The organism is Streptomyces sp. NPDC047085, from assembly GCF_040643735.1.
In the GTDB taxonomy this organism is placed as follows: domain Bacteria; phylum Actinomycetota; class Actinomycetes; order Streptomycetales; family Streptomycetaceae; genus Streptomyces.
The window spans coordinates 156,310-182,175 of record NZ_JBEYUW010000015.1; the positions used below are offsets into that span (position 1 = coordinate 156,310).

The following is a 25,866-nucleotide window of genomic DNA, read 5'->3' on the forward strand; positions in this document are numbered from 1 at the left end:
GTCTTATTGCTGGGCAGAGCCACTGATCGGCTTGTTTCAGGGCAGGTCCCCTGATCGGCCCGGTCATTCCGGCGCCGGCCCTGCGGCCGGTGGCGCCGACTTGGCCGACTTGGCCTGCTTGGCCTGCTTGGCCTGCTTGGCCGACTTGGCTGGCGTCGTCGACTTGTCCGGCTTGACCGTCTCGACCGGCTTCGTCGACTTGGTCGGCTCCGTGGTCTTCCAGTCGGGGTGGCCGGGCATCGGCGGGGTCTTCTCGCCGTAGAGCCAGTCCTGGAAGAAACCGCTCAGATCGCGGCCTCCGATGGCCGAGGCGAGCCGGACGAAATCGGCGGTGGTGGCCGTGGAGTCCCGATGCCCCTGGACCCACACCTCCTCCAGGCGCTCGAAGGCCGGGCGGCCGATCTCCTGACGCAGGGCGTACAGCACGAGGGCCGCGCCGTCGTAGATGTTGGGGCGGAAGATGCTGATCTTCTGGCCGGGCGCGGGCGCATTGGGCCGGGCGGGCGGGCCGCCGGAGGCGCGCCAGCGGTCGGAGGCACTGTAGGCGGCCTTCATCCGGTCCTCGAGGGGCTTGTGTGCCTTCTCTTCCGCGTAGAGGGCCTCGTACCAGGTGGCGTGCCCCTCGTTCAGCCAGACGTCGGACCAGGTGCGGGGGCTGACGCTGTCGCCGAACCACTGGTGGGACAGCTCGTGCACCATGATCGACTCGATGTACCACTGGGGGTAGGCGGGCTCGGTGAACAGGCCCTTCTCGAAGAGGGAGAGGGTCTGCGTCTCCAGCTCGAACCCGGTGGAGGCCTGGGCCAGGAGCACGCCGTAGGTCTCGAACGGGAAGGGACCGACCTTGCTCTCCATCCAGGCGATCTGGTCGGGCGTCTTCGCGAGCCAGGGTTCGAGCGCCTTGCGGTCGGCGCTGGGGACGACGTCCCGGACCGGCAGTCCGTGCGGGCCCTGGCGGTGCACTACGTCGGAGCGGCCGATGGACACCTGGGCGAGTTCGGTGGCCATGGGGTGCTGGGAGCGGTACGTCCAGGTGGTGGCGCCGCCGGCCCGGTCCACGCCGGTCGGCAGGCCGTTGGCCACGGCGGTGTAGCCGTCCGGGGCCGTGATCCGGATGGTGAACATCGCCTTGTCGGACGGGTGGTCGTTGCACGGAAAGACCAGGTGGGCGGCGTCGGCCTGGTTCGCCATGGCGAGCCCGTCGGAGGTGCGCACCCAGCCCCCGTCCTGGTCCTCGGCGCCGACGGGGTTGCTCGTGTGCCGCACGGTGATCCGGGTCCAGGTGCCCAGGTGGAGCGGCTTGTCCGGCGTGACGACCAGGTCGTCGCCGGCGCTGGTGAAGTCCGCCGGGTGGCCGTCGACCTCGACGGACTCGACCGTGCCGTGCGCGAAATCGAGGTTGACGCGGTTCAGCTCGGTGGTCGTCCGGGCCTCGATGGTGGTGACGGCCTGCAGCGGCTTGTCGTTGGCGCCGGGGTAGGTGAAGGACAGGTCGTACGACGCCACGTCGTAGCCCGGGTTGCCCAGGTACGGGAAGAGCCGGTCGCCGACGCCCAGGGGTTCGGCGGGGGCACTGGCGGCGAGGAGGCAGACGCTGACGGCGGAGGCGAGCAGGGCCGCCTTCCTGGGCCGGAAGGACTCTCGGAGGGGCCGACGGAAGGGCCGAGGGTTGGGGCGCGCCGGAGAGGTCGCGCGCGGGCGGAGGGTGAGCAGCATGCACCACCGCTACCAGCGCGCCTCACGGGTACGGAGGCGACGCGCGCCCGGCCCACCCGAACGGGTTGGCCCCGGGGGCCTTTTTCAGGAAGGTCCGGCGGAGCCCCCTGCGTCAGGAAGGTCCGGTGGTGCCTGCGTGCAGGAGGGCCGGTGGTGTCTCCTGCAGGAGGGTCCCGTGAAGCCTCCTTCAGGAGGGTCCAATCGCGGCCACCTCCCGGCCCCGGCGCTCACGACGCCGTCGGGGCCTGGGCCCGGCTCACGTCGTACACCCCCGGAACGTCGCGCATCGCGCGCATGAGGGCCGGGAGGTGGGCCGCGTCGGGCAGCTGGAGGGTGTACGTGTGACGCACCCGCTGCTGGCTGGGAGGTTCCACCGTCGCGGAGACGATCTCAGCGCCCTCGGAGGCGATCGCCTCGGTGAGGTCGGCGAGCAGGTGGGGGCGGCCGAACGATTCAGCGACGAGGGTGACCCGGCACTCGGTGGTGTCTCCCCAGCGCACGTCGATCTCCGCGCGCCCCCTGTCCTTCATGTGCGCCGCCGCGGCACACCCCACGCGGTGCACGGTCACCACTCCCCCGCGTACGGCGAAGCCGGTGATCTCGTCGGGGGGTACGGGCGTACAGCACCCGGCGAGCCGTACGACGGCGCCGGGCGGGTCCACGACGACATCGGCACCGCGGGGGCGGGCGACGGGGGCACCGCTCGTCGACCGCCCGGGAAACGCGCTGTCCGCGTTCTCCACAGGGTGGCCCGCAGTGTCCGTGGGTTCTTCGCCGTCCGCGTCCGTCACCGGTGCTCCGGCGGCGCCGTCGCCGGGATGGGTGGCAAGCCACCGTTGGATGGCGATGCGCGCGGCGGGCGTGTGGGCGTGCTCCAGCCACTCGCGGGACGGCTCGGAGGCCGGGTCCTGGCCCATGAGGAGCTGAACGGTGTCGCCATCCCTCAGAACGGTGCTGAGGGTCGCGAGGCGGCCGTTGACGCGGGCGCCGATGCAGGCGTGGGCGTCCTCGCCGTACTGCGCGTACGCGGCGTCCACGCAGGTGGCGCCCTCGGGCAGGCCCAGGGTGCCGCCGTCGGGCCGGAAGACGGTGATCTCGCGGTCCTGGGCGAGGTCCTCGCGCAGGGTGGACCAGAAGGTGTCGGGGTCGGGGGCCGCCTGCTGCCAGTCGAGGAGGCGGGAGAGCCAGCCGGGGCGGGTGGGGTCGGCGCGCTCGCCGTCGGCGGCCTGGGACTGGTCCTCCGCGGACGGCGCGTAGGGGTTGCCGAGCGCGATCACGCCGGCCTCGGCGACCTTGTGCATCTGGTGGGTACGGATGAGCACTTCGGCGACCTGGCCGTCCGCGCGGGCGACGGCCGTGTGCAGGGACTGGTACAGGTTGAACTTCGGTACGGCGATGAAGTCCTTGAACTCCGAGACGACCGGCGTCATGCACGTGTGGAGCTCGCCGAGGACGGCGTAACAGTCCGCGTCCTCGTTCACGAGCACCAGCAGGCGGCCGAAGTCGGCGCCGCGCAGCTGTCCGCGCTTGCGGGCGACGCGGTGCACGGAGACGAAGTGGCGGGGACGGATGAGGACTTCGGCGGGGATGTCGGCCTCGCGCAGCACTCCACGGACCTCGTCGGCGATCTCGGCGAGGGTGTTGTCGGGGCGGGCCGTGTTGGCGGCGATGAGTTCCCTGGTGTGTTCGTACTCCTCGGGGTGCAGGATGGCGAAGACGAGGTCCTCCAGCTCGGTCTTCAGGGCCTGCACGCCGAGGCGTTCGGCGAGCGGGATGAGGACGTCGCGGGTGACCTTGGCGATCCGCGCCTGTTTCTCGGGGCGCATCACGCCGAGGGTGCGCATGTTGTGGAGGCGGTCGGCGAGTTTGATCGACATCACGCGCACGTCGTTGCCGGTGGCGACGAGCATCTTGCGGAAGGTCTCGGGTTCGGCGGCGGCCCCGTAGTCGACCTTCTCCAGTTTCGTGACACCGTCGACGAGATAACGAACCTCCTCGCCGAACTGTTCCCGCACCTGATCCAGCGTCACGTCGGTGTCCTCGACCGTGTCGTGGAGCAGAGAGGCCGTCAAGGTGGTGGTCTCGGCGCCCAGTTCGGCGAGGATGAGGGTCACGGCCAGCGGGTGCGTGATGTACGGCTCGCCGCTCTTGCGCATCTGGCCGCGGTGCGAGGACTCCGCCAGGACGTAGGCGCGGCGCAGGGGTTCGAGGTCCGCGTCGGGGTGGTGGGCGCGGTGCGCCTCCACGACGTGGCTGATGGCGTCGGGCAGCTTCCCGCGGGTGGCGGGGCCCAGCAGCGCGGCCCGGCCGAGCCGGCGCAGATCGATGCGCGGCCGGGACTTCCTGCGGGCCGCCGTGGGCGCGGTCGGCGTCGTGGACGCTGTGGGCGCTACCGGGCCAGGCGTCGCAGGGTTCGTGGCCTCCGCACTCATGGGCACCTCCGGCTCGTGGACCGGCGGACGGGGCCCCAGGGCATGCGCGGCTCAGGGAAGGCGACGTTCCCCCGTCCGTGCCGGTGCTTGATGCTACCGAGCCCACCACGCGCGACTGACCGCCTCTCGCCGAGCGTGAAACGGATCACCCATTCGAGCGACGAAAAGGAGGTTCAGGGTTTGCGCCACCTGCCTTGCTCTCAGCGGTGGTTCGCCCGTGGTTTCGAACGGCCCCGGTCACCGGGACGCGCTGGTCCACCGGGTCCGGAGCCGTCTTCGCCTCGGTTCGTTCAGATCAGCGGAGTGCGCTTTCCAGCCACTCGCCGTCGATCTCGCCTTCGGCGACGATCACGGCCGGACCCGTCATCTCGATCTCCCCGTCGGGCCGTTCGGTGATGACGAGGCGTCCGCCGGGCACGTCCACGGTGTACGTCGCCGGGGTGCCGGTGACGGCCGGGTCGGCGCCGTCGCGCCGGGCGGTGGCCACGGCGACGGCGCACGCGCCCGTGCCGCAGGAGCGGGTCTCGCCGGAACCGCGCTCGTGCACGCGCATCGCGACGTGGCGGGGTCCGCGGTCGACGACGAACTCCACGTTCACCCCGTCCGGGTAGGCGGAGGCCGGGCTGAAGGGCGGCGGGGAGTACAGGTCACCGGCGTGGGCGAGGTCGTCCACGAAGGCGACGGCGTGCGGATTGCCCATGTTCACGTTGCGCGCGGGCCAGCTGCGCTCGCCGACGCTCACCGTGACGTCCCCTTCGGGGAGGCGGGCGCGGCCCATGCCGACGGTGACGTCACCCTCCTTGGCGATGTGCACGGTCTTCACGCCCCCGCGCGTGGCGATCACGAGGTCCCCCTCGGCCACATGTCCCGCGTGCTGGAGGTAGCGCGCGAACACACGCACTCCGTTGCCGCACATCTCGGCGATCGAGCCGTCGGCGTTGCGGTAGTCCATGAACCACTCCGCCTCGGCGGCCATCTCCCTGGCCTCCGGGTGCGCGGCGGACCGCACGACGTGCAGCACCCCGTCGGCGCCGATGCCCGCACGGCGGTCGCACAGGGCGGCGACGGCGGCGGGTGTCAGGTCGAGGGCGTTCTCGGGGTCCGGGACGATCACGAAGTCGTTCTCGGTGCCGTGACCCTTGAGGAAGGCGATCCGCGTGCTCATTCCTCGATCGTACGGGCTGGGTACGACAGCCGGTGCTCGAGCCGCCGCCGGCGCTAGCGGAGCCGGGCCACGCGCCACACGGCGAGAACAGCGATCAAGGCCACCAGCAGGACGTAGCCGAGCACGACCCGCCAGTCGGGCCGGCGTCCCGAGCCGCGCGCCGGCAGCCCCGGCCAGGTGTAGCCCACGCGGCGGGCGGCCATCATGCCCCAGCCGGCGGCACAGGAGCAGATCAACAGGCCCAGCATGGCGATGACCGCGCCGCTGTCGCCGAAGTCGAAGGCGAGCGGGAAGGCGAACATCAGGGAGCCGACCGCGGCCAGGCCCACGATGGGGGCGAGCTGCCAGATGCGCAGCCGCCGCTGCGGGCGCAGCTCGACCTCGACCTCCGGTCCGCTCGCGTACATCTCCTCGGGCGTGGGTCCGTCGGCGGTCACCCCGCCCGGAATCTCGTCGGGCCCGTCGTCGGTCAGACGATCCTCGATGAGACGGTCCCCGGCCAACCGGTCGTCGACCAACCCATCGTCGTCGACCAACCCATCGTCGTCGACCAACCCATCGTCGTCGATCAGCCGATCCTCGTCGATCAACGGGTCCTCGACCAGTCGCTCCTCGACGAAACGGTCCTCGTCCGGACGGGCCTCGCCCGGGTCCGGGCCGTCACCGTCGGTGGTGACATGCTCGGCGCTCTGTGCAGTGTCGCGAGGGCCGGCCTCCATCGCCACGCGCCCTCCCAACTAGGACTCCACTGGTCGATCGAAGCTCGATGATGGCACGGCGCCAGAGGCCTCGTTGACCCGCGGCGCATCCCGATGCCATGACGTGATCAGGCTGTAACCGGTCGTTCGACCAACGCCAGAGCCTGGTGTGGAAGTTCCGCGCGGTCCTCCAGAGCCCCGCTCAGCCAGTGCACCCGGGGGTCGCGCCTGAACCATGAATCCTGGCGGCGCGCGAAGCGCTTGGTGGCGCGTACGGTCTCGGCGCGCGCCTCCTCTTCCGTGCACTCCCCGGCGAGCGCCGCGAGCACCTGCTGGTAACCGAGCGCACGCGATGCCGTGCGCCCCTCGCGCAGCCCCTGCGCCTCCAGGACGCGTACCTCGTCCACGAGCCCCGCCTCCCACATCCGATCGACACGGTGCGCGATGCGCTCGTCGAGTTCGGGGCGGGCGACGTCGACGCCGATCTGGACGGTGTCGTAGACGGAGTCGTGGCCGGGGAGGTTGGCGGTGAAGGGCTGGCCGGTGATCTCGATCACCTCCAGGGCCCGGACGATACGGCGGCCGTTGCTGGGCAGGATCGCGCGGGCGGCCTCGGGGTCGGCGGCGGCCAGGCGTGCGTGCAGGGCGCCGGAGCCGCGCAGGGCCAGCTCCTCCTCCAGGCGGGCCCTGACCTCGGGGTCGGTGCCGGGGAACTCCAGGTTGTCGACGGCTCCGCGGACGTACAGTCCGGAGCCGCCGACGAGGATCGGCCAGCGGTCCTCGGCGAGCAGGGCGTCGATCCGGGCGCGGGCCAGCTTCTGGTACTCGGCGACGGAGGCGGTGACCGTCACGTCCCAGATGTCCAGCAGGTGGTGCGGGATGCCACCGCGTTCCTCGGGCGTCAGCTTGGCTGTCCCGATGTCCATCCCTCGGTAGAGCTGCATGGAGTCGGCGTTGACGACCTCACCGCCGAGCTGCTGGGCCAGGAACACGCCGAGATCGGACTTTCCGGCCGCGGTGGGTCCGACGACGGCGATGACGCGGGGGGCGGGGGCTGCGCTGCTCACCGCACCAGTTTCGCAAACCTCACGACCGCTCCTCGAACGAGTTACGTGACGGCGCGTATCCCGGGTCGTTGCCCGTGGCGGGGTGCGACCGCCGCCGCCCGGAGGCGGTGACCCGGGTGGCGCAACCGGACGCACCGTGTGACGCGGGATTTCGCCCGCACGAGTACCGTATGGAGTGGATATGGGCGTTTTTGCACGGCTCCTCGGCAGGTCGAAGGCGACACGGGAGGCGTCGGCCGCCGAAGCGCGGGCCGGTGCCGAGCCGGGAGGGGCCGAGGCGGGAGGAGCCGAGGCGGTGGAGGCGGCTGAGGCCGCGGAGGCGAAGGGTTCGGCCGAGGACGGGCGCGAGGGCGTGGCGGCGGAGTCGGAGACCGCCGAGCCGGGCGCGGCCGAGGGCGCGATCCCCAAGCAGAAGTCCGCGGACGACGTCGCCGACAGCGAGTCCGGCGAGGGCGCCCGCACATAACTGTCCCGCGAGGGAAGGTGGACCATGGGTCTGTTGGACAACATGAAGGCCAAGCTCGGCCCGGCCAGGGACAAGGTGTCGGACCTGGCGCGCCAGCACGGCGACAAGGTGCAGCACGGCCTCGACAAGGCCGCCCACGCTGTCGACGAGCGCACCAAGGGCAAGTACAGCGAGAAGATCCACGCCGGAACGGACAAGGCGAAGGGTGCGGTGGACCGCCTGGCACACAAGGAGGGTCCGCACGCCGGCGAAGCCACCGGCCCCACCCAGCCGGACCAGCCGGAGGGCCCGCCCCCGGCTTCCTGAACGGCACGCGGAATCACTTCCCGAGGGGTGCGCGGGATCGCTTCCCGAGGGTGCACGGATCGGCGGGCGGCCGCGGAGCGCTACGGCTCCCGGCCGTCCGCCGTCGTTTCATGTGCGGTGCGGTTGCGGTCGCGTCCGGGCACCGGGGACACGTCCAAACGCCACCAGGCGGGGCCTAGGACCAGGTGGCGACCAGGTATCCCACGCCGTAGGGCGCGTCGTCGTACAGCAGCGCACCACCGAGGTTCGCGCCCTCGGCCGCTCCGGCGAGCACCTGCCAGGGCGCGCGGCCGGCGGCCTTCAGTTCGTACGCCAGCTCGGCGTCGAGTGCCGCGACGGCCGCCACGTCCGCCGCCTCCAGCGCTCGCGCGACCTGCGCGTCGAAGGGTTCCGCCCGCTCGTCGAGGTATCCCGGTGCCTTGAGCGTGCGGCAGGCGCTGGCGTCCCCCATCACCAGCATCGCCACCCGACCGGCCCGGGCGGCGATCTCCCGGCCGACCTCGACGCACCGCTCGGGCGCCAGCGGTTCCCCGACGCCGAGCCCCTCGATCGGGGCGTCCGCCCAGCCGGTGCGCTGCAGCAGCCAGGCCCCTACGGCCAGCGAGGTCGGCAGCTCGCGGTCGGGGACGGCGCCGGTGGGCGTTCCGAGCCGTACGTCCACGTCGACGCCGAAGCCGCGGAAGGACCCCGGGGTCCCCTGCGGGTGCCACCCGCGCCCGCTCGGCTCGGCGGGGCCGACGACCACGAGCTGGTCCGGGCGGGCCGCGGCAAGCACACCGAGCGCGTCGGTACACGCCGCGCGCGCGGCATCCAGCTCGGGCGCGGCACCCGCGGCGAGCTCGGGCACGAGCAGCGGCGGGCAGGGGCAGACTGCGGCGGCGACAAGCATGATCGGCAGAGTAACGCCGTACGGCGGCAGAGTGGCAGTCCGCCGTGACCCCGTACGGCTGCCGAGCGCCGGTCCACGGTGACGCCGTACGGCTGCCGGGCGCGGGTCCACCGTGATGCCGTACAGCGGGCGAGCGTCAGTACGCGCGGAGCACGTCGGCCGGACGATCACGGCCGACGTGCTCCACCCAGTGGGTCTTCCGAACCTCAGTCGCAGCCGCAGGCGCTCGACGCGGCCGGAAGCGGCGCCGGTACGCCGATCTTCGGCAGGCCGAGCATGACGCCCGCCGGCTTGGCGGCCTCGGCGGCGTTGCGCTTCTCCCAGGCGTCACCCGCGCGCGTGCGGCGCACGGCGAGGACCGGGCCCTCGGCGAGGAGGTGGTGCGGGGCGGCGTACGTGATCTCGACGGTGACGACGTCGCCCGGGCGCACGTCCTGGTCCGGCTTGGTGAAGTGGACCAGGCGGTTGTCGGGGGCGCGGCCGGAGAGGCGGTGCGTGGCGCCGTCCTTGCGGCCCTCGCCCTCGGCGACCATCAGCTCCAGGGTGCGGCCGACCTGCTTCTTGTTCTCCTCCCAGGAGATCTCCTCCTGGAGGGCGACGAGACGCTCGTAGCGCGCCTGGACGACCTCCTTGGGGATCTGGTTCTCCATGGTCGCGGCGGGGGTGCCGGGGCGCTTGGAGTACTGGAAGGTGAACGCCTGCGCGAAGCGGGCCTCGCGGACGACGTGCAGGGTCTGCTCGAAGTCCTCCTCGGTCTCGCCCGGGAAGCCGACGATGATGTCCGTCGTGATCGCCGCGTGCGGGATGGCGGCGCGGACCTTCTCGATGATCCCGAGGTAACGCTCCTGCCGGTACGACCGGCGCATCGCCTTCAGGACGGTGTCCGAGCCGGACTGGAGCGGCATGTGCAGCTGCGGCATCACGTTCGGCGTCTCGGCCATGGCGGCGATGACGTCGTCGGTGAAGTCGCGCGGGTGCGGGGAGGTGAAGCGGACGCGCTCCAGGCCCTCGATCTTCCCGCAGGCGCGCAGCAGCTTGCTGAAGGCCTCGCGGTCGCCGATGTCGGAGCCGTACGCGTTGACGTTCTGGCCGAGCAGCGTGATCTCGGAGACGCCCTCGGCGACGAGCGCCTCGACCTCGGCCAGGATGTCGCCGGGGCGGCGGTCCTTCTCCTTGCCGCGCAGGGCCGGGACGATGCAGAACGTGCAGGTGTTGTTGCAGCCGACGGAGATCGACACCCAGGCCGCGTACGCGCTCTCGCGCCGCGTCGGCAGCGTGGAGGGGAACGCCTCCAGCGACTCGGCGATCTCGACCTGAGCCTCCTCCTGGACGCGGGCGCGCTCCAGCAGGACGGGCAGCTTGCCGATGTTGTGCGTACCGAAGACGACGTCCACCCAGGGCGCCTTCTTCACGATGGTGTCCCGGTCCTTCTGCGCGAGGCAGCCACCGACCGCGATCTGCATACCGGGGCGGCTCGCCTTCTTGGGCGCGAGTCGGCCGAGGTTGCCGTAGAGCCGGTTGTCGGCGTTCTCGCGCACGGCGCACGTGTTGAAGACCACGACGTCCGCGTCCCCGTCCGACCCCTCGGGGGCCCGCACGTACCCGGCGTCTTCGAGCAGCCCGGCCAATCGCTCGGAATCGTGGACGTTCATCTGGCACCCGTAGGTACGGACTTCGTAGGTCTTGGGTGCTGCTACGTCCACTGCGGGGCTCCGGTCGCTGCTGATGGTCATGGCTCAAGGGTAGGCGGTCCGCGGAGTGCCCCGTGGTCCAGTCTTCCGCCCCACCAGTAGGCGCGATGCGCCGCGTGAGCGGGCTGGTCGGTCTCCCGGCGTCTCCACCGCTGCGGCGCTTCGCGTGCCGGTTCTTCCCGGGCGCACACTGGAAGCAGTAGGCCATGCGTCATGAGCTGCACGTGGAGGTAGTCATGAGCACCCTCGAACTACACGTCGACGTCGGCGTTCCGATAGACAGAGCATGGGAGACCCTGCACCAGCTGGAGCACTATCCGCGCTTCGTGGAAGGAGTGCGCGGCGCGCGTACGGAGGCGGGGGGCCGAGCACATCTGGAGGTCGAGACCGGTGGCCGGGCCCAGGAGCTCGATGCCGAGGTTTCCGACCGCGGTGACCGCGTGATGGAGTGGCTCACCACGAGCGCCCCGGAGCTGACGGGCTCCTTCTCGGTCGCGCCGATCGACAAGAACCACACCCGGATCCAGGCACGGCTAGAGTACGACCCCGACACGATCCGGGACTCCTTCGGTGGCCCGAAGGGATTCGCCCAGACGAACGCCATCGAGCGCCTCGTCCGCAGCGATCTGGAGCACTTCAAGGAGTTCGTCGAACAACGGTGACCCCTGAAGGCGCGGTGAGCTGCGGAAACACTGTGAGCTGCGGAATCAGGCGAGCGCGGCGACGCCGGGCAGTCGGCACTCCGGTCAGGTCTCGATCACGGCATTGCAGTCCGTGCACACCAGAGACGCGTATTCCGCGGGATACCAGGGCTCTCCAGGGTGGTCGGAGGGCTTCCAGTGGGACGTCTCCATCGCGAAGGTGTCCTTGCCGCACAGGGTCCGCGGTCCTACTGCGGTATGCGAACCCGGGGCCGCGGGTGCGGCGTGCACCCTGCGGACGCGCCGTTCCACCTCATCCGGCGTTCCCGAGGCGGATCTCGTTGCCGCAGGCTTGACGAGTTCGTAGACGACGATCTCGGTCATGTCTCCACCGTAGTGTCCCGGCGGTCCTGGATGCGCCGACGCGCCTGCGAGGATCGTTTCGCCCCGGCGACCCCGCACCTCAGCCGCCCTAGCCTGGTGGTGAGGTGACTCGCCCGTGAACGCCGTAGCCAGGGCGCCCGAGGACCTCGTACGAGCCCTCACAGCCGCCGGGATCGGGGACGAGCGGCTGCTGGAGGCCGTGCGCACGACGCCCCGGGCCGAATTCGTCCCGACCGGTCAGGTGGCCGACGCCTACCGGGACGTCCCCGTTCCGATCGGGCAAGGACAGGTCACCACGCAGCCTTCGCTGTCCGCCATGATGATCGAGGGGCTTGCCCTGTGCGGGTGCGAGCACGTCCTGGAGGTAGGGACGGGGCTCGGCTTCCAGACGGCCCTGCTCGCCCGCCTGGCCGCCGACGTGGTCAGCATCGAGACGCGGCCGGAGATAGCCCGGCAGGCGCGTGCGAACCTCTCGCGTCAGGGCGTGGGAAACGTGGAGCTGCGGGTCGGGGACGGCAGCGGTGGCGTGCCGGATCTCGCTCCGTACGACGCGATCCTCGTGTCCGCCGCGTTCACGGAGGTGCCCGCGCCGCTGGTCGCACAGGTGCGGCAGGGTGGCCGCTTGGTCCAGCCGATCGGGCCGGGCGGCCATGAGGAGGTGGTGTGCTTCGAGCGCACGGCGTCCGGGCTGGCGCGGCTGCGCGTGCTGACCTTGGCCTATTTCGTCCGGCTGCAGGGGCGGTATGGCTTTCCGATGGACGACGCGGATCTTCACGGATGATCCGCGAGACCAAGCACGAGCCGAACCTATGCGTCCGCGATGCGTACGAGCGCCAGCGTGATGTTGTCGGGGCCGCCCGCCGCGATGGCGGCCTTCCACAGCTCGAACGCCGCCCGGCCGTCGTTGGGCTCCCGCATCACCTCGTTGATCTCTTCATTCGGCAGAGGGTCGGTGAGTCCGTCGGTGCAGATGAGGTAGCGGGCACCGGGAGACAGGGGCTCGGCCGTCACGTGGGGCTGGATGGCACGGTACGTGCGGGTGCCGCCCAGGCACTGGGTGACGAGGGACGTGGTGCGCCGCCCTGGTTCGAGTGGGGGGCTGTCGTCGACGCTGACCTGGCGCAGCCCGTCGTCGCAGGACGCGAGGACCCGGCTGTCGCCCACGTTGAACACCAGCAGCGAACCGGGCTTCACGACGGCGCCGGCGACCGTCGTCCCCATGGCCGCCAGTTCGCCTCCCGCGTCGCCGCCGGCGGCCTCGTACACGGCGCGGTTGCAGGCGTTCAAGGCGTCGCGGACGGCGTCCTCACTGCTCAGGGCGGGGCCCATCGACGCGATCCGGCGCACGACCAGCGCGCTGGCCACATCGCCGCCGGGATGCCCGCCGAGCCCGTCGGCGACGGCGACGACCAGGGGCGTACCGGTCGGAAAGACCAGGGTCTGCGGATTCTCGGTGACCGTGGCGCACAGGGTCCACGGCCCGATCACGAGGCTGTCCTCGTTCCGTTCGCGGAGGAGCCCGGGGTGACTGAGCGCGCTCACCGACACGTACCGCATGGAACGTCACCGCCTTCCCGCACGGGACGCACCGCCGGACACCTCAAGCCTAGGCCGTCCCGCGAGGCCGCTCCCCTTGGCAGGCCGCTCCCCGGTATCCGGGCCGGGCGTACCTTCGTACGGGATCAGTCACCCGCGCCCAGCCCCCTCTCGGCCGAACCACAAGGAGCAACCGCGTGACCAGCCGTGTCACCCTCATCTCACCCGCGATCACGCCGTCGCTGCGGCGGGCCCGCTTCGACGACGGTGACTCGATCGAGGACAGCGCGGCTGTGCGGGCCGGATCGGCGGCGGTGCCCCTGGCGGCCTCCGGCCGTGTCTACGTCTCGCCCAGCGTGCGGTGCCGGGAGACGGCCTCGGCACTCGGACTCGACGCCTCGGAGCAGCCGGAACTGTCGGGCCTGGACGTCGGCCGCTGGCGCGGGCGGGCGCTGGAGGAGGTCGGCGCCGACGAGCCCGACGCGGTGGCCCGCTGGCTGGCGGACCCGGGCGCCGCACCGCACGGCGGGGAGTCGGTGCGGGAGCTGTGCGCGCGGGTCGTGCGGTGGTGGGAGACGACAGGGGCGGCCGACGGCAGGACGGTCGCCGTGGTGGAGCCGGAGGTGGTGCGGGCCGTGGTGGGGCACGTACTGGGCGCGCCCGAGGCCGCGTTCTGGCGCGTCGACGTCCCCCCGCTCACGGCAACGGAGTTCACCGGCCGGGCCGGGCGCTGGAACCTACGGGTCGGGCACGTACTGTCCTCGCCCCAGGACGACACGGGCCGCTGACACGGGCCTTGACCGTTTTCCCGAGAACGCGAGAGGGCCCCGGAAGGTTCCCAAGGGCCCTCTCATGTCCTGCATGTCCTGCAGGGTTCAGTGCGCGGACGGCACCGCCCGCCCCGACGCGGAGGTCGCCGGCTTCGGATTCAGGAGCCGTTCGGCCAACTCGCCGAAGAGCAGCCCGAATCCGCCCCACAGAACGGCCTGGATGGCCAGAGCCGACAGTCGGAACCGCCACAGCAGGGTGGCCGGGAAGTCCTTCGGCACCTCGTTGACGACCGGCAGGAAGGCGTACGCCAGACCGATCACGAGGACGAATCCGGCCACCGCGACGACGGTGGCGTACCAGGTGCCCAGCCGGGGTGCGAGCCGTTTGCCCAGGATGGTGGCGGCGATCGCGAGGAGCACGCTGAGCAGCATCATCAGGAAGTACAGGCCGGTCCGCTTGCCGATGGTGTCGGGGTCGCCGACCGACGGCGGGTTGGCCGGGTACTTCAGGAACGGCACGACGTACACGGTGAGCAGTGCGCAGCCCGACAGCAGCAGTGCGGTCGCCCGCGGGGAGAAGCGGCCCACGCGGCCGAGCGCGACGCAGTAGGCGAGCGCGGCGACGCCGCCGAAGGCGACCCCGTAGACCAGGACGCCGGTGGCGAGACCGGCGGTGGACTGCAGGGAGCGGGAGACGACTTCCATCTCGTGCTCGTGGGAGTGGGCGTCCTCGAAGCCGATCGCGCTGTCGACGTTCGGCTCACCGAGGAAGTACGCGACGACGAGGGCGAGCACGCCGGCACCGAGGCCGGCGAGCATGCCCCGCACCAGCAGATTTCTTACTGTCGCGGAATTCATGAGCGTGCGGCGCCCTCGCCTCAGTGGCAGGGGAAGCCGAGCAGGTGACGGGCGTCGTGGACCCACTCGTGGACGTCCGTGCCGTTGAACACGGAGGTGGCGCCCTGCTCGGCGCCGACGAAGTAGAGCAGGACGAGCATCAGGACACCGAAGAAGACCGCCCAAGGAGCGATCGCCTTCAGCGGCAGCTTGGCGGGAACGACGGTGGTGGTGGCTGTCGGCTGAACGACGGTCTGCGCCATGGCAGGACCTCCTCTGGGAGTTCGCGTCCCAACTCGGTGGTGCACAGGACGACGGCCACGGGTCTGACTCACGAACCGCCCAGGGCGCTCGCATACAGTGGCGCGACCGTGCCGGACTCTCACCGGCTTCCGTCGTACCGTCGTCGATATCGGACAGACCGTACCGCGTGACGGGTGCATGGCCAAGACCGCACCACCTGACGTGATCTTGCTCTCGCGTCAGGTGACCGATCCTGTGGCCCACGGGTCAACGGTGGCGTTGGTCGGGCGGAATTGCGATCGGTGCTGTTCGGGCGGAGTTCCGATCAGGGATCAACTCGGCGCCGCCCTGTGGAAGCCGCCCGGCGGCGCGGGGGCGTGATGGTGTAGAGGTCGAGGATGTCCGGCAGAGGTGCGACGCCGGGGCCGCCGGCGCGCACCCAGTCGACGATGTCCTCTGCAGCGCCCGGGTCGTTGACGAGACCCAGCCAGACCGGCCTTGCCCCGGCGGCCCGGCCGGCGGCGGAGGGCTGTACGACGATGACGTTGGCCTGCTCGCACACGTCGAGGCAGGCCGAGATGCGCACGGGCACCTCGGCACGCAGACGTGCCGTCTGCGCCGCGTGGTCGACACCGGTCACCTTGGGGCTGCCACAGCAACAGTCCCTGCAGACGACGACCCGGCTCGGCACCGGGCCGGTCCCCTTCGGGACCGCCTCTGTGGCCGCCTCGCCGTCAAACGTCTCTTCCGTCGGTTTCCCGGGCACGCCGCTCACCCCTCTCCGGGGAGAACCGCCCCGGGGTCCGTCGAGGAGGCGACCGCGTGAGTCTCCTGGCTCTCGGGTCGTCGCTCGTCCCGGCCTTCCCACCCGTCAGGGGGCGGTGGCCCGGCGGGAGTTCGCTCACCGATCACAGTGGCGGGACCGCGCCGGATTCACACCGGCTTCCTCGGACCGCCGTCGCCCTGTCACCGATCATCATTCCATCCACCGGAAATCCGATGGAGCCGCAGTGCCCGCTCCGCCTAAGGTCGCGCAATGACCACTCGGACCTTCCGCATCACCATCCGCGGCGCCTTCGACAGCCTCAGCGACGCACAGCGGGCCGAACTGCTGGCCGATGCCGCCGAGCACGACGTGCTGCGCTCCGCCTACACGCCCGAGGGGCACCTCAGCTACGACATCGCCGCCCGGCCGGCCTTCGTCTTCCGTTTCTCGGACACCGGGGAGGAAGAGGAGGACATCCTGGAGGCGACCGAGCGGGCCGAGGAGGCGGCGAAGGCGTGGCTGACCGAGCGCGGCTACGGCTTCAAGAACTTCCGCTCCAGCGCCGAGGACCTCTCGCAGGCCCCCTTGGGGAAGCGGCAGCGACGCAACGCCCGCATGATCGGCTCATAAACTTGACTACTCAAGGAGTCTGCAAAGGAATGTGCGATGAGTGAGGCACTGGACGCGTCGTTGCGGCTGATGCGGGCGCAGGCCGCGCTCGTACGGCGCTTCGACGCGCGGCTGGGCGGGCTGCATGGGGTGAGCCTGGCCGACTTCACGCTGCTGCTGCGGCTGGGACAGGCACCCGGCGGCCGGATGCGCCGGGTCGATCTGGCCGAGGCGCTGGGGCTGACCGCCTCCGGAGTGACCCGCGGACTGGCGCCCCTGGAGCGGATCGGGCTGGTGACCCGCGAACGGGACGCCCGTGACGCGCGCGTGGCCTACGCCTCACTGACCGACACCGGCCGGCGACTCCTGGCGGAGATGCGGGCCACGGCCGAGGAGACCGCCGCCGAGTTCTTCGCCGCACCGCCCTGGAGCAAGGAGGACATCGGCCTGCTCTCCACCCTGCTGACCCGTCTCGGCGGCACCGGGCTGCCCGGCCACCGCGAGATGCCTCGCTGACCCCTGTCCCATCCGGAATCCGGCCATCTATGAGGTGACCTGAACTCGCCGTGTTTCAGGTCACCTTGGGATGTGACCGGATTGTGAGGGGCGCCTGCGCCAGGCATGGCATGCTCATGCCTCACCACAGAGTTACCAGGCGGTAGCCGGTTCCACCTCTCGGCGGCCGGCCCTGTGGTGTTTCTTCGGTACCCCCCACTCCACACAGGATCGACTTTGCGCACACGCATGAGGCGCAGGCGTGCCCTGCTGCCCGCCTTCGCCGTGACCACCCTCTTCCTCGCGGCCGGCTGCTCCTCGCCCGCACCGCACGCCGAGCGGCCCTCGGCCGAGCACGGCCAGGAGATCCGGGCCACCGACGGTCACGCCGCCGGCCAGGACCATTCGCTCACCGTCGCGGCGGCCCCCGACGCGACCGCGACCGCCACCGCGAGCCCGGCCGGCTCGGGCACGCGGGCCCACAAGACCAGACTGACCGTCAGCTCGTACGACAGTCGGAGCCATCGAGCCGTCATCTCCAACGGTGGTGCGATGAAACCGACTTCGCCCTCCTCCCCCTCCCCCTCCCCCTCCTCGCCCCCCGCCTCCCCCACCTCCCCCACCTCCGCCCCCTCCTCCACCTCACCCGCCGCCCCCGGCAGGGCCGCCGTGGGCGATGTCATCGCCAGCGCACCGGCGCCCGGCGCGCCGCACGGGCTGCTGGCCCGGGTCACCAAGGTGATCGGCGAGACGGACCGGGGCACAGAGGTGCAGACCGAACCGGCCGCGCTCAACTCCGTGTTGGGCGACGACACGGCCAAGGGCACCGTGCCGGTGGACCCGTCCGCCTTCACCGTCGACAAGCTGCTCCCCGACGTGAAGGTCTCCTGGTCGAAGGCGGGTGACGTCCACGTCGGTCCCAAGGGCGCCACCGTGCCGCTCGGCAGCCTCCGGATCGACGTCGGCGCCACGGTGCCGACGGCCGAGGGCGCCCCTGTCTCGGCGAGCGCCTCGGTGTCCGGATTCGTGCAGGTGGCCCCGCAGGTCGACTTCACCTACGGCGGCACGGGCACCGGTGCCGCGCCGGGCTCGGCGTACCTGGGCGTGTCCGGCGACTGGTCCTCCGGCTGGGCGGTGAAGGGCCGGGCCGCGGCCACCACCTCCACTCCGCTGCGGATCCCGTTCGCCAAGCTGCACGCCGACCCGGTGCTCCAGGTCGGCCCGGTTCCGGTGGTCGTCAACCTCGACCTGACCTGCTACGTCCAGATCAGCGGCGACGGGCACGTCACCGTCGACGTGGAGCAGAGCGTCAAGGGCGGTTTCAAGGCCGGCGGCACCTTCGGCCCGGCCAAGGGGTGGACGCCGGTCAGCTCCGCCGACATGACGAGTACGCCGGTCCGGGCCTCCCTGACCACCGCCGGGAGCGTGAAGACGGCCCTCGGCGCCGAGGCCTCGGTCGGTCTCTACGGCACCGTCGGCGTCACCGCCGACCTCGCGCCGTACCTGCGCGGCGAGGCCTCCGGGACGGTCACCACATCCTCTGACGGCACCCCGAAGGCGAAGGGCGCCTGGGAGCTGTACGGCGGTGTCGATCTGTCGGGCACGCTGCGCCTCCAGCTGTCGATCTTCGGTACTCCGGTGCTGCAGCGGAGCATCCCGCTGGGCTCCCTGCACCGCGAGTGGAAGCTGGCGGGCGGCTCCCTGGAGTCGTAGGCGTAGCCGTCAGGCGCCGTCGGGTATCCACCCCTGGCGGCGCAGGACGGCCGACACGTCCGGCGCGCGGTAGTGCTCGCCCTTGAGGACCTTGCCGTCCGGGCGGCGGGCGACCTGGCCGTCGGGGCCGAGCTTGCTCATGTTGGCGCGGTGGATCTCGGCGATCACCTCGTCGAGATCGATGCCGTGGACGAGGGCCGTGCCATAGGCCACGTAGACCACGTCCGCCAGTTCGTGCGCGAGCCGGTCCAGTGGGCCTTCGACCGCCACCTCGGCGACCTCCGCGGCCTCCTCGGCGAGCAGCTCCCCGCGGTGTGCGGCCAGCTCGGGGGGCACCTCGGCCGGCCTGGTGCGGGCGTCGAGGCCGAAGGCGAGGTGGAACTCACGGACGAGATGGGCGGGCGAAGTGCTCATACGGCGACTCTAGCCGCCACCGCTGACAGCGCCTCAGAGTCATCCACAGGCCGGCCGCCGCCCGTGTCCGGCCTGCGGAGTGATCTCGGCCCTGGTCAGCCCCGTGCCCGGCCTGGCAGGATCGCCCGCATGCCCAAGGTGTTCCCCTCTCTCAGCAGGCGCCACGCGCTGCGCGGCGCGGCCGTCGGTGTCGTCGCCCTCGGCCTCCTGCTGTGGTGGTTGCTGCCCTTGGGCGAGAAGCCGCCGACCGGGACCATCGTCTTCAGCACGGGCACACCCCGAGGGGTCTACCAGGAGTACGGCGAGCGGCTGCGCACCGAGCTGGGCAAGGACATGCCCGGCCTGACGGTGAAGCTGCTCAACAGTGCCGGTTCGCAGGAGAACGTCCAGCGGTTGGCGGACGGGGAGACCGACTTCACCATCGCCGCGGCGGACGCGGTGGAGACGTACGAGCTGCGGCACCCGGACAGCGCGGGCCGACTGCGCGGTGTGGCCCGGCTCTACGACGACTATGTGCAGCTCATCGTGCCGAGCGGCTCCAGCGTCTCCAGCGTGGCGGATCTGCGGCACAAGCGGGTGGCCACCGGGTTGCCGAACTCCGGGGTGCGGCTGATCGCGAACCGGGTGCTGAGGGCGGCGGGCATCGACCCTCAGAAGGACATCACCCCGGTGTCCGAGGGCATCGACACGGGGCCGGGCCGGCTGCGGCAGGGCCGGATCGACGCCTTCTTCTGGTCGGGGGGGCTGCCCACGAAGGGCCTGGTCGGCCTGGCCGGGAAGTCCGGCTTCAAGTTCGTACCGATAGACGAGGACCTCGTCGCCCGGCTGCACGCCGCCGGGGAGGCGGCGCGCTACTACCGGGCCACCACCATCCCCGAGTCGGCGTACCCGTCCGTGCAGCACGGCTCCGCGATCCCGACCATCGCGGTCTCCAACCTGCTGATGACCCGTAAGGACATGGATCCGCGGCTCACCGAGTGGGTGACCCGCACGGTGATCAAGAGCCGCGACGACATCGGTGCGCACGTCCACTCCGCGCAGTTGGTCGACCTGCGCACGGCGATCTACACCGACCCGCTGACGCTGCACGAGGGCGCCCGGCGCTACTACCGCTCGGTGAAGCCCTAGGACTGCACTGCTCGGGAAGCGCAAGGGCTGGCTGCACCGGTCGGTGAAGCGCAAGGGCTGTACCGGTCGGTGGAGCGCTACGGCTGCGTGTCCCTCGGGACGGTCACGGTCACCCGTAGCCCCTGAGGGTCGTGGTGGGCGTAGTCGATCGAGCCGCCGCCGGCCGCGAGCAGGGCGCGGGTGATGGACAGGCCGAGCCCCGAGCCCTTGACGTTCTGGTGGCGGCCGCTGCGCCAGAAACGGTCGCCCACGCGCGCGAGTTCCTCGTCGGTCAGGCCGGGGCCGGTGTCGGTGACCACGACCGTCGAGCTGTCGCCGTTGGAGGAGACGGTGACCTCCACCGTGCCGTCCTCGGGGGTGAACTTCACGGCGTTGTCGATCACCGCGTCCAGGGCGCTGGACAGGGTGATCGGGTCGGCCCAGGCGGTGGTGGGCGGGCAGTCGCCGGTCAGCCGGACGCCCTTGGCGTGGGCGGCCGGTGCCCAGGCGGCCACCCGCTCCCCGGCCAGCGCGCCGATGTCGGTCAGCCCGAGGTCGGCCTCGGCGTGCTCGGCCAGCGCCAGGTCGAGCAGGTCGTCCAGGACCTGGGCGAGGCGCTTGCCCTCGGTGCGGACCGAGGCGATCTCCTCGTTGCCCTCCGGGAGTTCGAGGGCGAGCAGTTCGATGCGCAGCAGCAGCGCCGAGAGCGGGTTGCGCAGCTGGTGCGAGGCGTCGGCGACGAAGGCGCGCTGCTGCTCCAGCACGTCCTCGACGTTGTCCGCCATCTCGTTGAACGACCGGGCCAGGCGTCTGAGTTCCGGCGGCCCGCCGGCGGCCGCGACACGGGACTTGAGGCGACCGGTGGCGATGTCGTGGGTGGTGGCGTCCAGGATCCGTACAGGCTTGAGCACCCAGCCGGTGAGCCGCAGCGCGGCACCGACGGCGAGCAGCATCGCGGCGATCTCGCCGGCCCCGATGAACAGCCAGCCGCGCAGGGTCCCCGAGCGCATCTGCCCGGTGGGCGAGTCGGTGACGACGACCGCCACGACGTCCCCGTCCCGGATGACCGGCGAGGCGACGACCAGCCGGGTGCGCTGCCAGGGCCACACCTGCCGGGGGTCGTGGCTGCGACGGCTGAGCAGTGCCTCGTCGAAGGCCTCCCGCAGCTCCCCCGTCGGCGGTACGAGCCAGTCGCCGGGGGCGTTGGCCATCGCCGAGCCGTTGCGGTAGAAGACGCCCGCGCGGATGCCGTAGACGCCGTAGTAGCTGACCAGTTCGCGGCGGAGCGTCTCCCGGCGCTCGTCCGGGGCGGTGGGGCGTGATCCGCCGGGTGCGTCGGTGACGAACTGGGCGAGCGCGGCGAAGCGCGCGGTGTCGTCGATCCGGTCGACGACGACCTTCTGCTGCTGGGCGGCGGCCACGCTGACGGCGAGCGGGACGCCGAGCGCCAGGAGGACGGCCGCCATCAGAATGATGAGCAGCGGCAGGAGCCGTGTGCGCACCCGTCCCCGCTACCCGGCCGGGGCGACGAGCCGGTAGCCGACGCCGCGTACGGTCTCGATCAGCGCGGGCATGCGCAGTTTGGCGCGCAGGGAGGCGACGTGCACCTCCAGGGTGCGTCCGGTGCCCTCCCAACTGGTGCGCCACACCTCGCTGATGATCTGCTCCCGCCGGAAGACCACCCCCGGCCGCTGGGCGAGCAGCGCGAGCAGATCGAACTCCTTGCGGGTCAGTTGGACAACCGAACCGTCCACGCTGACCTGCCGGGTGGGCAGCTCGATGCGGACCGGGCCGAGCAGCAGGGAGCTGTCGCCTCCGGTGGCGGGGTCCTCGTGGGCGGTGCGCCGGCTGACGGCGTGGATCCGGGCGAGCAGTTCCCCGGTGTCGTACGGCTTCACCACGTAGTCGTCGGCGCCCAGGTTGAGCCCGTGGATGCGGGAGCGGACGTCGGAGCGGGCGGTGACCATGATCACCGGGGTGCTGGTGCGCTTGCGGATCTTGCCGCAGACCTCGTAGCCGTCCTGGTCGGGCAGGCCCAGGTCGAGCAGGACCACGCCGAATCCGTTGCCCTCGGGGACGAGCGCCTGGAGGGCTTCCTCGCCGCTGCGCGCGTGGGTGACGTGGAAGCCGTGCCGCGCGAGGACCGCGGACAGAGCCGCTGCGACGTGGTTGTCGTCCTCGACGAGCAGCAGCCTCATCCCAGCCCCCTCCGGTTCAGCGGTCGTACGGTCACGGTTCTCGTTCGGCTTGTATCTCGCACGCACGCGCGTGTGCACCATGGCAGTGACGCCGATGGATAAGGACGGCGTCAAGAGGGTTCCGGTTGCCCGCGGCTTCCGTTATCCGGCCGATACGCACGCAGGTGACGAGTGCTACGACACGTGTCCGACTGCTACCGGATCGTGATGCTCAGATTCACCTCAGATGTGATGACGCTGGTCACCGGGCCTCACTACTGTCCACCGAAACCGAGGAGGACGGAGCCGAGAGCGATGACCAAAGTATCGGTGGCCAAGGAAGACGTGGCCACGTCCGACGACCTGGTCGTCCTGAAGAGCGTCAACAAGCACTTCGGCGCGTTGCATGTGCTCCAGGACATCGACCTGACGATCGCGCGCGGCGAGGTCGTCGTGGTCATCGGGCCCTCCGGGTCCGGAAAGTCGACCCTGTGCCGCACCATCAACCGCCTGGAGACGATCGACTCGGGCACCATCACGATCGACGGCAGGCCGCTGCCCGACGAGGGCAGGGAGCTGGCCCGGCTGCGCGCCGACGTCGGGATGGTCTTCCAGTCCTTCAACCTCTTCGCGCACAAGACCGTGCTCGAGAACGTGATGCTGGGCCAGATCAAGGTCCGCAAGGCGGAGAAGAAGCAGGCCGAGGAGAAGGCGCGCGCCCTGCTCGACCGGGTCGGTGTGGGCACCCAGGCCGACAAGTACCCCGCGCAGCTGTCCGGCGGTCAGCAGCAGCGTGTCGCCATCGCCAGGGCGCTGGCGATGGGCCCGAAGGTCATGCTCTTCGACGAGCCGACCTCGGCTCTCGACCCCGAGATGATCAACGAGGTCCTCGAGGTCATGCAGCAGCTGGCCCGCGAGGGCATGACGATGGTCGTCGTCACCCACGAGATGGGCTTCGCGCGTTCGGCCGCGAACCGGGTGGTCTTCATGGCGGACGGCCGGATCGTCGAACAGGCCGCGCCCGAGCAGTTCTTCAGCAATCCGCGCAGCGACCGGGCCAAGGACTTCCTGTCGAAGATCCTGCACCACTGACGGCACCGAGCCCCGGCTCCCCGGACCATCCGGGGTCACCCGTACCTCAAGGACCTCGTTCCTTCACCACTCAAAGGATGTTCACCATGAAGCTCCGCAAGGTCACCGCCGCCTCGGCCGTCGTTCTCGCCCTCACCGTGTCCGCCACCGCGTGCGGCGGCGACAAGAAGGACGACAACAGCTCCTCCGGTGGCGGCAAGAAGATCACCATCGGCATCAAGTTCGACCAGCCGGGCATCGGCCAGAAGACCCCGCAGGGCTACTCGGGCTTCGATGTCGACGTGGCCACCTATGTCGCCGGGAAGCTCGGCTACAAGCCGGACCAGATCGAGTGGAGGGAGTCGAAGAGCGCCGACCGCGAGACGATGCTGCAGCGCGGTGACGTCCAGTTCATCGCCGCGTCCTACTCGATCACCCCGGAGCGCCAGCAGAAGGTCGACTTCGCCGGCCCGTACCTGCTGGCCCACCAGGACGTGCTGATCCGCGCGGACGACAGCACGATCAAGTCGCCGTCGGACCTGAACAGCAAGAAGCTGTGTTCGGTGACCGGCTCGACGTCGGCGCAGAACGTCAAGGACAAGCTGGCCCCCAAGGCTCAGCTCCAGCAGTACCCGGCGTACTCGGCCTGCCTGACCGGTCTGCAGAGCAAGGCGATCGACGCCCTGACCACGGACGACTCGATCCTCGCCGGCTACGCCTCGCAGAGCCAGTTCAAGGGCAAGTTCAAGCTCGGCGGCTTCAAGATGACCAACGAGAACTACGGCATCGGCGTCAAGAAGGGCAGCGACCTCAAGGCCAAGATCAACAAGGCCCTGGAGGAGATGGTCTCCGACGGCTCCTGGCAGAAGGCCGTGGACAAGAACTTCGGCCCGGCCGGCTACAAGAACGAGCCCGCCCCGAAGATCGGCGACATCAAGAGCTGAGGCAACGCCCCACCGGCGCGCCGCCGTTCCTGACGGCGGCGGCGCGCCTGGGCATCCCTACACGCGGAAGCGCGGGAGATCGTGTTCGACTTTCTTGACAAGTACGACGTGCTGGGCGCCTTCTGGACGACCGTGCAGCTCACGCTGCTGTCGGCCGCGGGCTCCCTGGTCTGGGGCACGCTGCTGGCCGCCATGCGGGTGGGCCCGGTACCGCTGATGCGCGGTTTCGGCACCGCCTACGTGAACATCGTGCGGAACATCCCGCTCACGGTGATCATCCTGTTCTCGTCGCTCGGCCTGAAGGACACGCTGGGTGTCAGCCTGGGGTCGGATCAGGTCGACACGACCAGCTTCCGGCTGGCCGTACTCGGTCTGAGCGTCTACACGTCGGCATTCGTCTGCGAGGCGATCCGCGCCGGCATCAACACGGTTCCGGTCGGCCAGGCGGAGGCCGCCCGAGCCATCGGCCTCAGCTTCACTCAGGTCCTGGGCCTGATCGTGCTGCCGCAGGCCTTCCGCGCGGCCGTCGGCCCGCTGACCAACGTGCTGATCGCGTTGACGAAGAACACGACCGTGGCGGCCGCGATCGGCGTGGCGGAAGCGGCGCTCCTGATGAAGGAGATGGTGGAGAACGAGGCACAGCTGCTGTTGATCTCCGCGATCATCGCCTTCGGGTTCTGCTGTCTGACTCTGCCGACCGGTCTGATCCTCGGCTGGGTGGGCAAGAAGGTGGCGGTGAAGCGATGAGTTCGGTCCTGTACGACGCCCAGGGCCCCCGGGCCAAGCGGCGCAACATCCTGTACACGACGGGCTTCCTCGTCGTCCTCGCGGCCGTCCTGTGGTGGGTGTACAAGGCTCTGGACGACAAGGGCCAGCTGGAGTGGCTGCTCTGGAAGCCGTTCTTCAGCGGCACCGAGGCCTACTCGACGTACATCTGGCCCGGTCTGCAGAACACCCTGAAGGCCGCGGCCCTGTCCATGGTCATCGCGCTCCCGCTGGGCGCCACGCTCGGCATCGCCCGCCTCTCGGACCACGCGTGGATACGTATCCCGGTCGCGGTGGTCGTGGAGTTCTTCCGCGCGATCCCGGTGCTGGTCCTGATGATCTTCGGGCTCGCCCTGTTCGCCGAGTACACCGACGTCAGTTCGGACGACCGTCCTCTGTACGCAGTCGTCACCGGCCTGGTGCTGTACAACGCGTCCGTGCTCGCGGAGATCGTCCGCGCGGGCATCCTCGCCCTGCCGAAGGGACAGTCCGAGGCCGCCCTGGCGATCGGTCTGCGCAAGAACCAGGTGATGCGGCTCATCCTGCTGCCCCAGTCGGTCACCGCGATGCTCCCGGCGATCGTCAGCCAGCTCGTCGTGATCGTGAAGGACACCGCACTCGGCGGTGCGGTCCTGACCTTCCCCGAACTGCTCGCGTCCGCCAACCCGATGAGCGGTTACTACGGCGCCAACACCATCGCCTCCTTCACCGTCATCGCCGTGATCTACGTGATCATCAACTTCTCGCTGACCTCCCTCGCGAGCTGGCTGGAGGGAAGGCTGCGACGGCGCAAGAAGTCGACCGGTGCGGTTCTCACAGCCCAGGACGTGGCGGACATCGCGGGCACCGCCTCGACCGGAACGGCGGCCTGACACCCGTTCAGACCCGAATGCACCACCCGGAGGCAGTGGCATGATCGCCACTGCCTCCGTTCGCTTGACGCAAACTCTGCCAATGGGTTGCA

Annotated in this window: 28 protein-coding genes and 2 riboswitches; of the genes, 13 read left to right on the forward strand and 15 right to left on the reverse strand. The window is 70.8% G+C overall.

The features are described from left to right. Nucleotides 1-63: 63 nt before the first annotated feature. From ABZ865_RS36310 to miaA, 5 genes are all read right to left on the reverse strand, one after another. Complete coding sequence (locus tag ABZ865_RS36310; protein ID WP_361239970.1) at nt 64-1,716, reverse strand: M1 family metallopeptidase; 1,653 nt, start codon at nt 1,714-1,716, stop codon at nt 64-66. A 227-nt stretch (nt 1,717-1,943) separates the two neighbouring features. Next, nucleotides 1,944-4,148, reverse strand: coding sequence for an HD domain-containing protein (locus ABZ865_RS36315; RefSeq protein WP_361239972.1), 2,205 nt, complete (start codon nt 4,146-4,148; stop codon nt 1,944-1,946). 295 nt (nt 4,149-4,443) lie between these two features. After that, on the reverse strand, nt 4,444-5,313 hold the full coding sequence (dapF, locus tag ABZ865_RS36320) for a diaminopimelate epimerase (protein ID WP_361239974.1): 870 nt from the start codon (nt 5,311-5,313) through the stop codon (nt 4,444-4,446). A gap of 53 nt (nt 5,314-5,366) precedes the next feature. After that, nucleotides 5,367-5,849 carry a hypothetical protein gene (locus tag ABZ865_RS36325; RefSeq protein ID WP_361240066.1) on the reverse strand — a complete coding sequence of 161 codons (483 nt, stop codon included), beginning with the start codon at nt 5,847-5,849 and terminating at the stop codon, nt 5,367-5,369. A gap of 290 nt (nt 5,850-6,139) precedes the next feature. Next, nucleotides 6,140-7,078, reverse strand: coding sequence for a tRNA (adenosine(37)-N6)-dimethylallyltransferase MiaA (gene miaA / locus ABZ865_RS36330; RefSeq protein WP_361239976.1), 939 nt, complete (start codon nt 7,076-7,078; stop codon nt 6,140-6,142). 181 nt (nt 7,079-7,259) lie between these two features. Between miaA and ABZ865_RS36335 the strand changes: the two genes are divergently transcribed. Together ABZ865_RS36335 and ABZ865_RS36340 are read left to right on the forward strand one after the other, a co-directional pair. Continuing rightward, complete coding sequence (locus ABZ865_RS36335; protein ID WP_361239977.1) at nt 7,260-7,544, forward strand: hypothetical protein; 285 nt, start codon at nt 7,260-7,262, stop codon at nt 7,542-7,544. A gap of 24 nt (nt 7,545-7,568) precedes the next feature. Then, entirely contained in the window at nt 7,569-7,850 is a 282-nt protein-coding gene (locus ABZ865_RS36340; RefSeq protein WP_361239979.1) for an antitoxin, read from the forward strand. 175 nt (nt 7,851-8,025) lie between these two features. On the opposite strand, the gene ABZ865_RS36345 is transcribed toward ABZ865_RS36340, so the two are convergent. Beyond that, nucleotides 8,026-8,739, reverse strand: coding sequence for a class III extradiol dioxygenase subunit B-like domain-containing protein (locus ABZ865_RS36345; protein WP_361239981.1), 714 nt, complete (start codon nt 8,737-8,739; stop codon nt 8,026-8,028). A gap of 206 nt (nt 8,740-8,945) precedes the next feature. Further along, nucleotides 8,946-10,472, reverse strand: a complete 1,527-nt coding sequence (gene miaB / locus ABZ865_RS36350; protein ID WP_361239983.1) for a tRNA (N6-isopentenyl adenosine(37)-C2)-methylthiotransferase MiaB — start codon at nt 10,470-10,472, stop codon at nt 8,946-8,948. A gap of 194 nt (nt 10,473-10,666) precedes the next feature. On the opposite strand from miaB, the gene ABZ865_RS36355 reads away from it, so the two are divergent. Further along, nucleotides 10,667-11,092: an SRPBCC family protein gene (locus tag ABZ865_RS36355; RefSeq protein WP_361239985.1), complete on the forward strand. Its 426-nt coding sequence runs from the start codon at nt 10,667-10,669 to the stop codon at nt 11,090-11,092. Nucleotides 11,093-11,176: 84 nt separating this feature from the next. Here the strand turns inward: ABZ865_RS36355 and ABZ865_RS36360 are convergent, their stop codons facing one another. After that, nucleotides 11,177-11,455 (reverse strand): hypothetical protein, encoded by a 279-nt coding sequence (locus ABZ865_RS36360; protein ID WP_361239987.1) that lies wholly within the window; start codon nt 11,453-11,455, stop codon nt 11,177-11,179. A gap of 115 nt (nt 11,456-11,570) precedes the next feature. On the opposite strand from ABZ865_RS36360, the gene ABZ865_RS36365 reads away from it, so the two are divergent. After that, nucleotides 11,571-12,236, forward strand: a complete 666-nt coding sequence (locus ABZ865_RS36365; protein ID WP_361239988.1) for a protein-L-isoaspartate O-methyltransferase — start codon at nt 11,571-11,573, stop codon at nt 12,234-12,236. 26 nt (nt 12,237-12,262) lie between these two features. On the opposite strand, the gene ABZ865_RS36370 is transcribed toward ABZ865_RS36365, so the two are convergent. Continuing rightward, nucleotides 12,263-13,012 carry a PP2C family serine/threonine-protein phosphatase gene (locus ABZ865_RS36370; protein ID WP_361239990.1) on the reverse strand — a complete coding sequence of 250 codons (750 nt, stop codon included), beginning with the start codon at nt 13,010-13,012 and terminating at the stop codon, nt 12,263-12,265. 176 nt (nt 13,013-13,188) lie between these two features. Between ABZ865_RS36370 and ABZ865_RS36375 the strand changes: the two genes are divergently transcribed. Further along, on the forward strand, nt 13,189-13,779 hold the full coding sequence (locus tag ABZ865_RS36375; RefSeq protein WP_361239992.1) for a histidine phosphatase family protein: 591 nt from the start codon (nt 13,189-13,191) through the stop codon (nt 13,777-13,779). 87 nt (nt 13,780-13,866) lie between these two features. Here ABZ865_RS36375 and ABZ865_RS36380 read toward each other — a convergent pair whose 3' ends face one another. The 3 genes from ABZ865_RS36380 to ABZ865_RS36390 all read right to left on the reverse strand — a co-directional run bounded on the left by ABZ865_RS36380 (nt 13,867) and on the right by ABZ865_RS36390 (nt 15,532). Continuing rightward, nucleotides 13,867-14,619, reverse strand: coding sequence for a CbtA family protein (locus ABZ865_RS36380; RefSeq protein ID WP_361239994.1), 753 nt, complete (start codon nt 14,617-14,619; stop codon nt 13,867-13,869). Nucleotides 14,620-14,639: 20 nt separating this feature from the next. Continuing rightward, nucleotides 14,640-14,861: a CbtB-domain containing protein gene (locus ABZ865_RS36385; protein ID WP_100828616.1), complete on the reverse strand. Its 222-nt coding sequence runs from the start codon at nt 14,859-14,861 to the stop codon at nt 14,640-14,642. 36 nt (nt 14,862-14,897) lie between these two features. Next, nucleotides 14,898-15,038: riboswitch (cobalamin riboswitch) on the reverse strand. 128 nt (nt 15,039-15,166) lie between these two features. Next, complete coding sequence (locus ABZ865_RS36390) at nt 15,167-15,532, reverse strand: (2Fe-2S) ferredoxin domain-containing protein (RefSeq protein WP_361240068.1); 366 nt, start codon at nt 15,530-15,532, stop codon at nt 15,167-15,169. 133 nt (nt 15,533-15,665) lie between these two features. Beyond that, nucleotides 15,666-15,790, reverse strand: a riboswitch (cobalamin riboswitch). Nucleotides 15,791-15,877: 87 nt separating this feature from the next. Here ABZ865_RS36390 and ABZ865_RS36395 point away from each other — a divergent pair. The 3 genes from ABZ865_RS36395 to ABZ865_RS36405 all read left to right on the forward strand — a co-directional run bounded on the left by ABZ865_RS36395 (nt 15,878) and on the right by ABZ865_RS36405 (nt 18,424). Further along, nucleotides 15,878-16,237, forward strand: a complete 360-nt coding sequence (locus tag ABZ865_RS36395) for a DUF6204 family protein (RefSeq protein ID WP_361239996.1) — start codon at nt 15,878-15,880, stop codon at nt 16,235-16,237. A 36-nt stretch (nt 16,238-16,273) separates the two neighbouring features. After that, a complete protein-coding gene (locus tag ABZ865_RS36400; protein ID WP_361239998.1) occupies nt 16,274-16,732 on the forward strand; it encodes a MarR family transcriptional regulator in 459 nt (152 codons plus the stop codon). A 228-nt stretch (nt 16,733-16,960) separates the two neighbouring features. Next, nucleotides 16,961-18,424 (forward strand): hypothetical protein, encoded by a 1,464-nt coding sequence (locus ABZ865_RS36405; RefSeq protein WP_361239999.1) that lies wholly within the window; start codon nt 16,961-16,963, stop codon nt 18,422-18,424. Between the two features lie 9 nt (nt 18,425-18,433). On the opposite strand, the gene ABZ865_RS36410 is transcribed toward ABZ865_RS36405, so the two are convergent. Then, on the reverse strand, nt 18,434-18,838 hold the full coding sequence (locus ABZ865_RS36410; protein WP_361240000.1) for a MazG nucleotide pyrophosphohydrolase domain-containing protein: 405 nt from the start codon (nt 18,836-18,838) through the stop codon (nt 18,434-18,436). 129 nt (nt 18,839-18,967) lie between these two features. Between ABZ865_RS36410 and ABZ865_RS36415 the strand changes: the two genes are divergently transcribed. After that, entirely contained in the window at nt 18,968-19,966 is a 999-nt protein-coding gene (locus tag ABZ865_RS36415) for a TAXI family TRAP transporter solute-binding subunit (protein ID WP_361240002.1), read from the forward strand. A gap of 77 nt (nt 19,967-20,043) precedes the next feature. Here ABZ865_RS36415 and ABZ865_RS36420 read toward each other — a convergent pair whose 3' ends face one another. Beyond that, complete coding sequence (locus tag ABZ865_RS36420; protein WP_361240004.1) at nt 20,044-21,447, reverse strand: HAMP domain-containing sensor histidine kinase; 1,404 nt, start codon at nt 21,445-21,447, stop codon at nt 20,044-20,046. A gap of 9 nt (nt 21,448-21,456) precedes the next feature. Then, nucleotides 21,457-22,143 carry a response regulator transcription factor gene (locus ABZ865_RS36425; RefSeq protein WP_361240006.1) on the reverse strand — a complete coding sequence of 229 codons (687 nt, stop codon included), beginning with the start codon at nt 22,141-22,143 and terminating at the stop codon, nt 21,457-21,459. A 294-nt stretch (nt 22,144-22,437) separates the two neighbouring features. Here ABZ865_RS36425 and ABZ865_RS36430 point away from each other — a divergent pair, with 294 nt between their 5' ends. The 4 genes from ABZ865_RS36430 (at nt 22,438) to ABZ865_RS36445 (ending at nt 25,774) form a co-directional block, all read left to right on the forward strand. Then, on the forward strand, nt 22,438-23,214 hold the full coding sequence (locus ABZ865_RS36430) for an amino acid ABC transporter ATP-binding protein (protein WP_361240008.1): 777 nt from the start codon (nt 22,438-22,440) through the stop codon (nt 23,212-23,214). Nucleotides 23,215-23,300: 86 nt separating this feature from the next. After that, entirely contained in the window at nt 23,301-24,137 is an 837-nt protein-coding gene (locus ABZ865_RS36435) for a glutamate ABC transporter substrate-binding protein (RefSeq protein WP_361240010.1), read from the forward strand. A gap of 81 nt (nt 24,138-24,218) precedes the next feature. Then, nucleotides 24,219-24,884: an amino acid ABC transporter permease gene (locus ABZ865_RS36440; RefSeq protein WP_361240012.1), complete on the forward strand. Its 666-nt coding sequence runs from the start codon at nt 24,219-24,221 to the stop codon at nt 24,882-24,884. Beyond that, on the forward strand, nt 24,881-25,774 hold the full coding sequence (locus ABZ865_RS36445; RefSeq protein ID WP_361240014.1) for an amino acid ABC transporter permease: 894 nt from the start codon (nt 24,881-24,883) through the stop codon (nt 25,772-25,774). Before ABZ865_RS36440 ends, ABZ865_RS36445 begins: the two co-directional genes overlap by 4 nt. The last annotated feature ends 92 nt before the right edge of the window (nt 25,775-25,866 follow it).

What these genes read in the sequence shown, in the direction of transcription:
- ABZ865_RS36310 (WP_361239970.1), bottom strand. Translation starts at nt 1,716, where the DNA reads ATGCTGCTCACCCTCCGCCCGCGCGCGACCTCTCCGGCGCGCCCCAAC.
- ABZ865_RS36315 (WP_361239972.1), bottom strand. Translation starts at nt 4,148, where the DNA reads ATGAGTGCGGAGGCCACGAACCCTGCGACGCCTGGCCCGGTAGCGCCC.
- dapF (WP_361239974.1), bottom strand. Translation starts at nt 5,313, where the DNA reads ATGAGCACGCGGATCGCCTTCCTCAAGGGTCACGGCACCGAGAACGAC.
- ABZ865_RS36335 (WP_361239977.1), top strand. Translation starts at nt 7,260, where the DNA reads ATGGGCGTTTTTGCACGGCTCCTCGGCAGGTCGAAGGCGACACGGGAG.
- ABZ865_RS36340 (WP_361239979.1), top strand. Translation starts at nt 7,569, where the DNA reads ATGGGTCTGTTGGACAACATGAAGGCCAAGCTCGGCCCGGCCAGGGAC.
- ABZ865_RS36345 (WP_361239981.1), bottom strand. Translation starts at nt 8,739, where the DNA reads ATGCTTGTCGCCGCCGCAGTCTGCCCCTGCCCGCCGCTGCTCGTGCCC.
- miaB (WP_361239983.1), bottom strand. Translation starts at nt 10,472, where the DNA reads ATGACCATCAGCAGCGACCGGAGCCCCGCAGTGGACGTAGCAGCACCC.
- ABZ865_RS36355 (WP_361239985.1), top strand. Translation starts at nt 10,667, where the DNA reads ATGAGCACCCTCGAACTACACGTCGACGTCGGCGTTCCGATAGACAGA.
- ABZ865_RS36360 (WP_361239987.1), bottom strand. Translation starts at nt 11,455, where the DNA reads ATGACCGAGATCGTCGTCTACGAACTCGTCAAGCCTGCGGCAACGAGA.
- ABZ865_RS36370 (WP_361239990.1), bottom strand. Translation starts at nt 13,012, where the DNA reads ATGCGGTACGTGTCGGTGAGCGCGCTCAGTCACCCCGGGCTCCTCCGC.
- ABZ865_RS36380 (WP_361239994.1), bottom strand. Translation starts at nt 14,619, where the DNA reads ATGAATTCCGCGACAGTAAGAAATCTGCTGGTGCGGGGCATGCTCGCC.
- ABZ865_RS36385 (WP_100828616.1), bottom strand. Translation starts at nt 14,861, where the DNA reads ATGGCGCAGACCGTCGTTCAGCCGACAGCCACCACCACCGTCGTTCCC.
- ABZ865_RS36395 (WP_361239996.1), top strand. Translation starts at nt 15,878, where the DNA reads ATGACCACTCGGACCTTCCGCATCACCATCCGCGGCGCCTTCGACAGC.
- ABZ865_RS36400 (WP_361239998.1), top strand. Translation starts at nt 16,274, where the DNA reads ATGAGTGAGGCACTGGACGCGTCGTTGCGGCTGATGCGGGCGCAGGCC.
- ABZ865_RS36405 (WP_361239999.1), top strand. Translation starts at nt 16,961, where the DNA reads ATGAGGCGCAGGCGTGCCCTGCTGCCCGCCTTCGCCGTGACCACCCTC.
- ABZ865_RS36410 (WP_361240000.1), bottom strand. Translation starts at nt 18,838, where the DNA reads ATGAGCACTTCGCCCGCCCATCTCGTCCGTGAGTTCCACCTCGCCTTC.
- ABZ865_RS36415 (WP_361240002.1), top strand. Translation starts at nt 18,968, where the DNA reads ATGCCCAAGGTGTTCCCCTCTCTCAGCAGGCGCCACGCGCTGCGCGGC.
- ABZ865_RS36425 (WP_361240006.1), bottom strand. Translation starts at nt 22,143, where the DNA reads ATGAGGCTGCTGCTCGTCGAGGACGACAACCACGTCGCAGCGGCTCTG.
- ABZ865_RS36430 (WP_361240008.1), top strand. Translation starts at nt 22,438, where the DNA reads ATGACCAAAGTATCGGTGGCCAAGGAAGACGTGGCCACGTCCGACGAC.
- ABZ865_RS36435 (WP_361240010.1), top strand. Translation starts at nt 23,301, where the DNA reads ATGAAGCTCCGCAAGGTCACCGCCGCCTCGGCCGTCGTTCTCGCCCTC.
- ABZ865_RS36445 (WP_361240014.1), top strand. Translation starts at nt 24,881, where the DNA reads ATGAGTTCGGTCCTGTACGACGCCCAGGGCCCCCGGGCCAAGCGGCGC.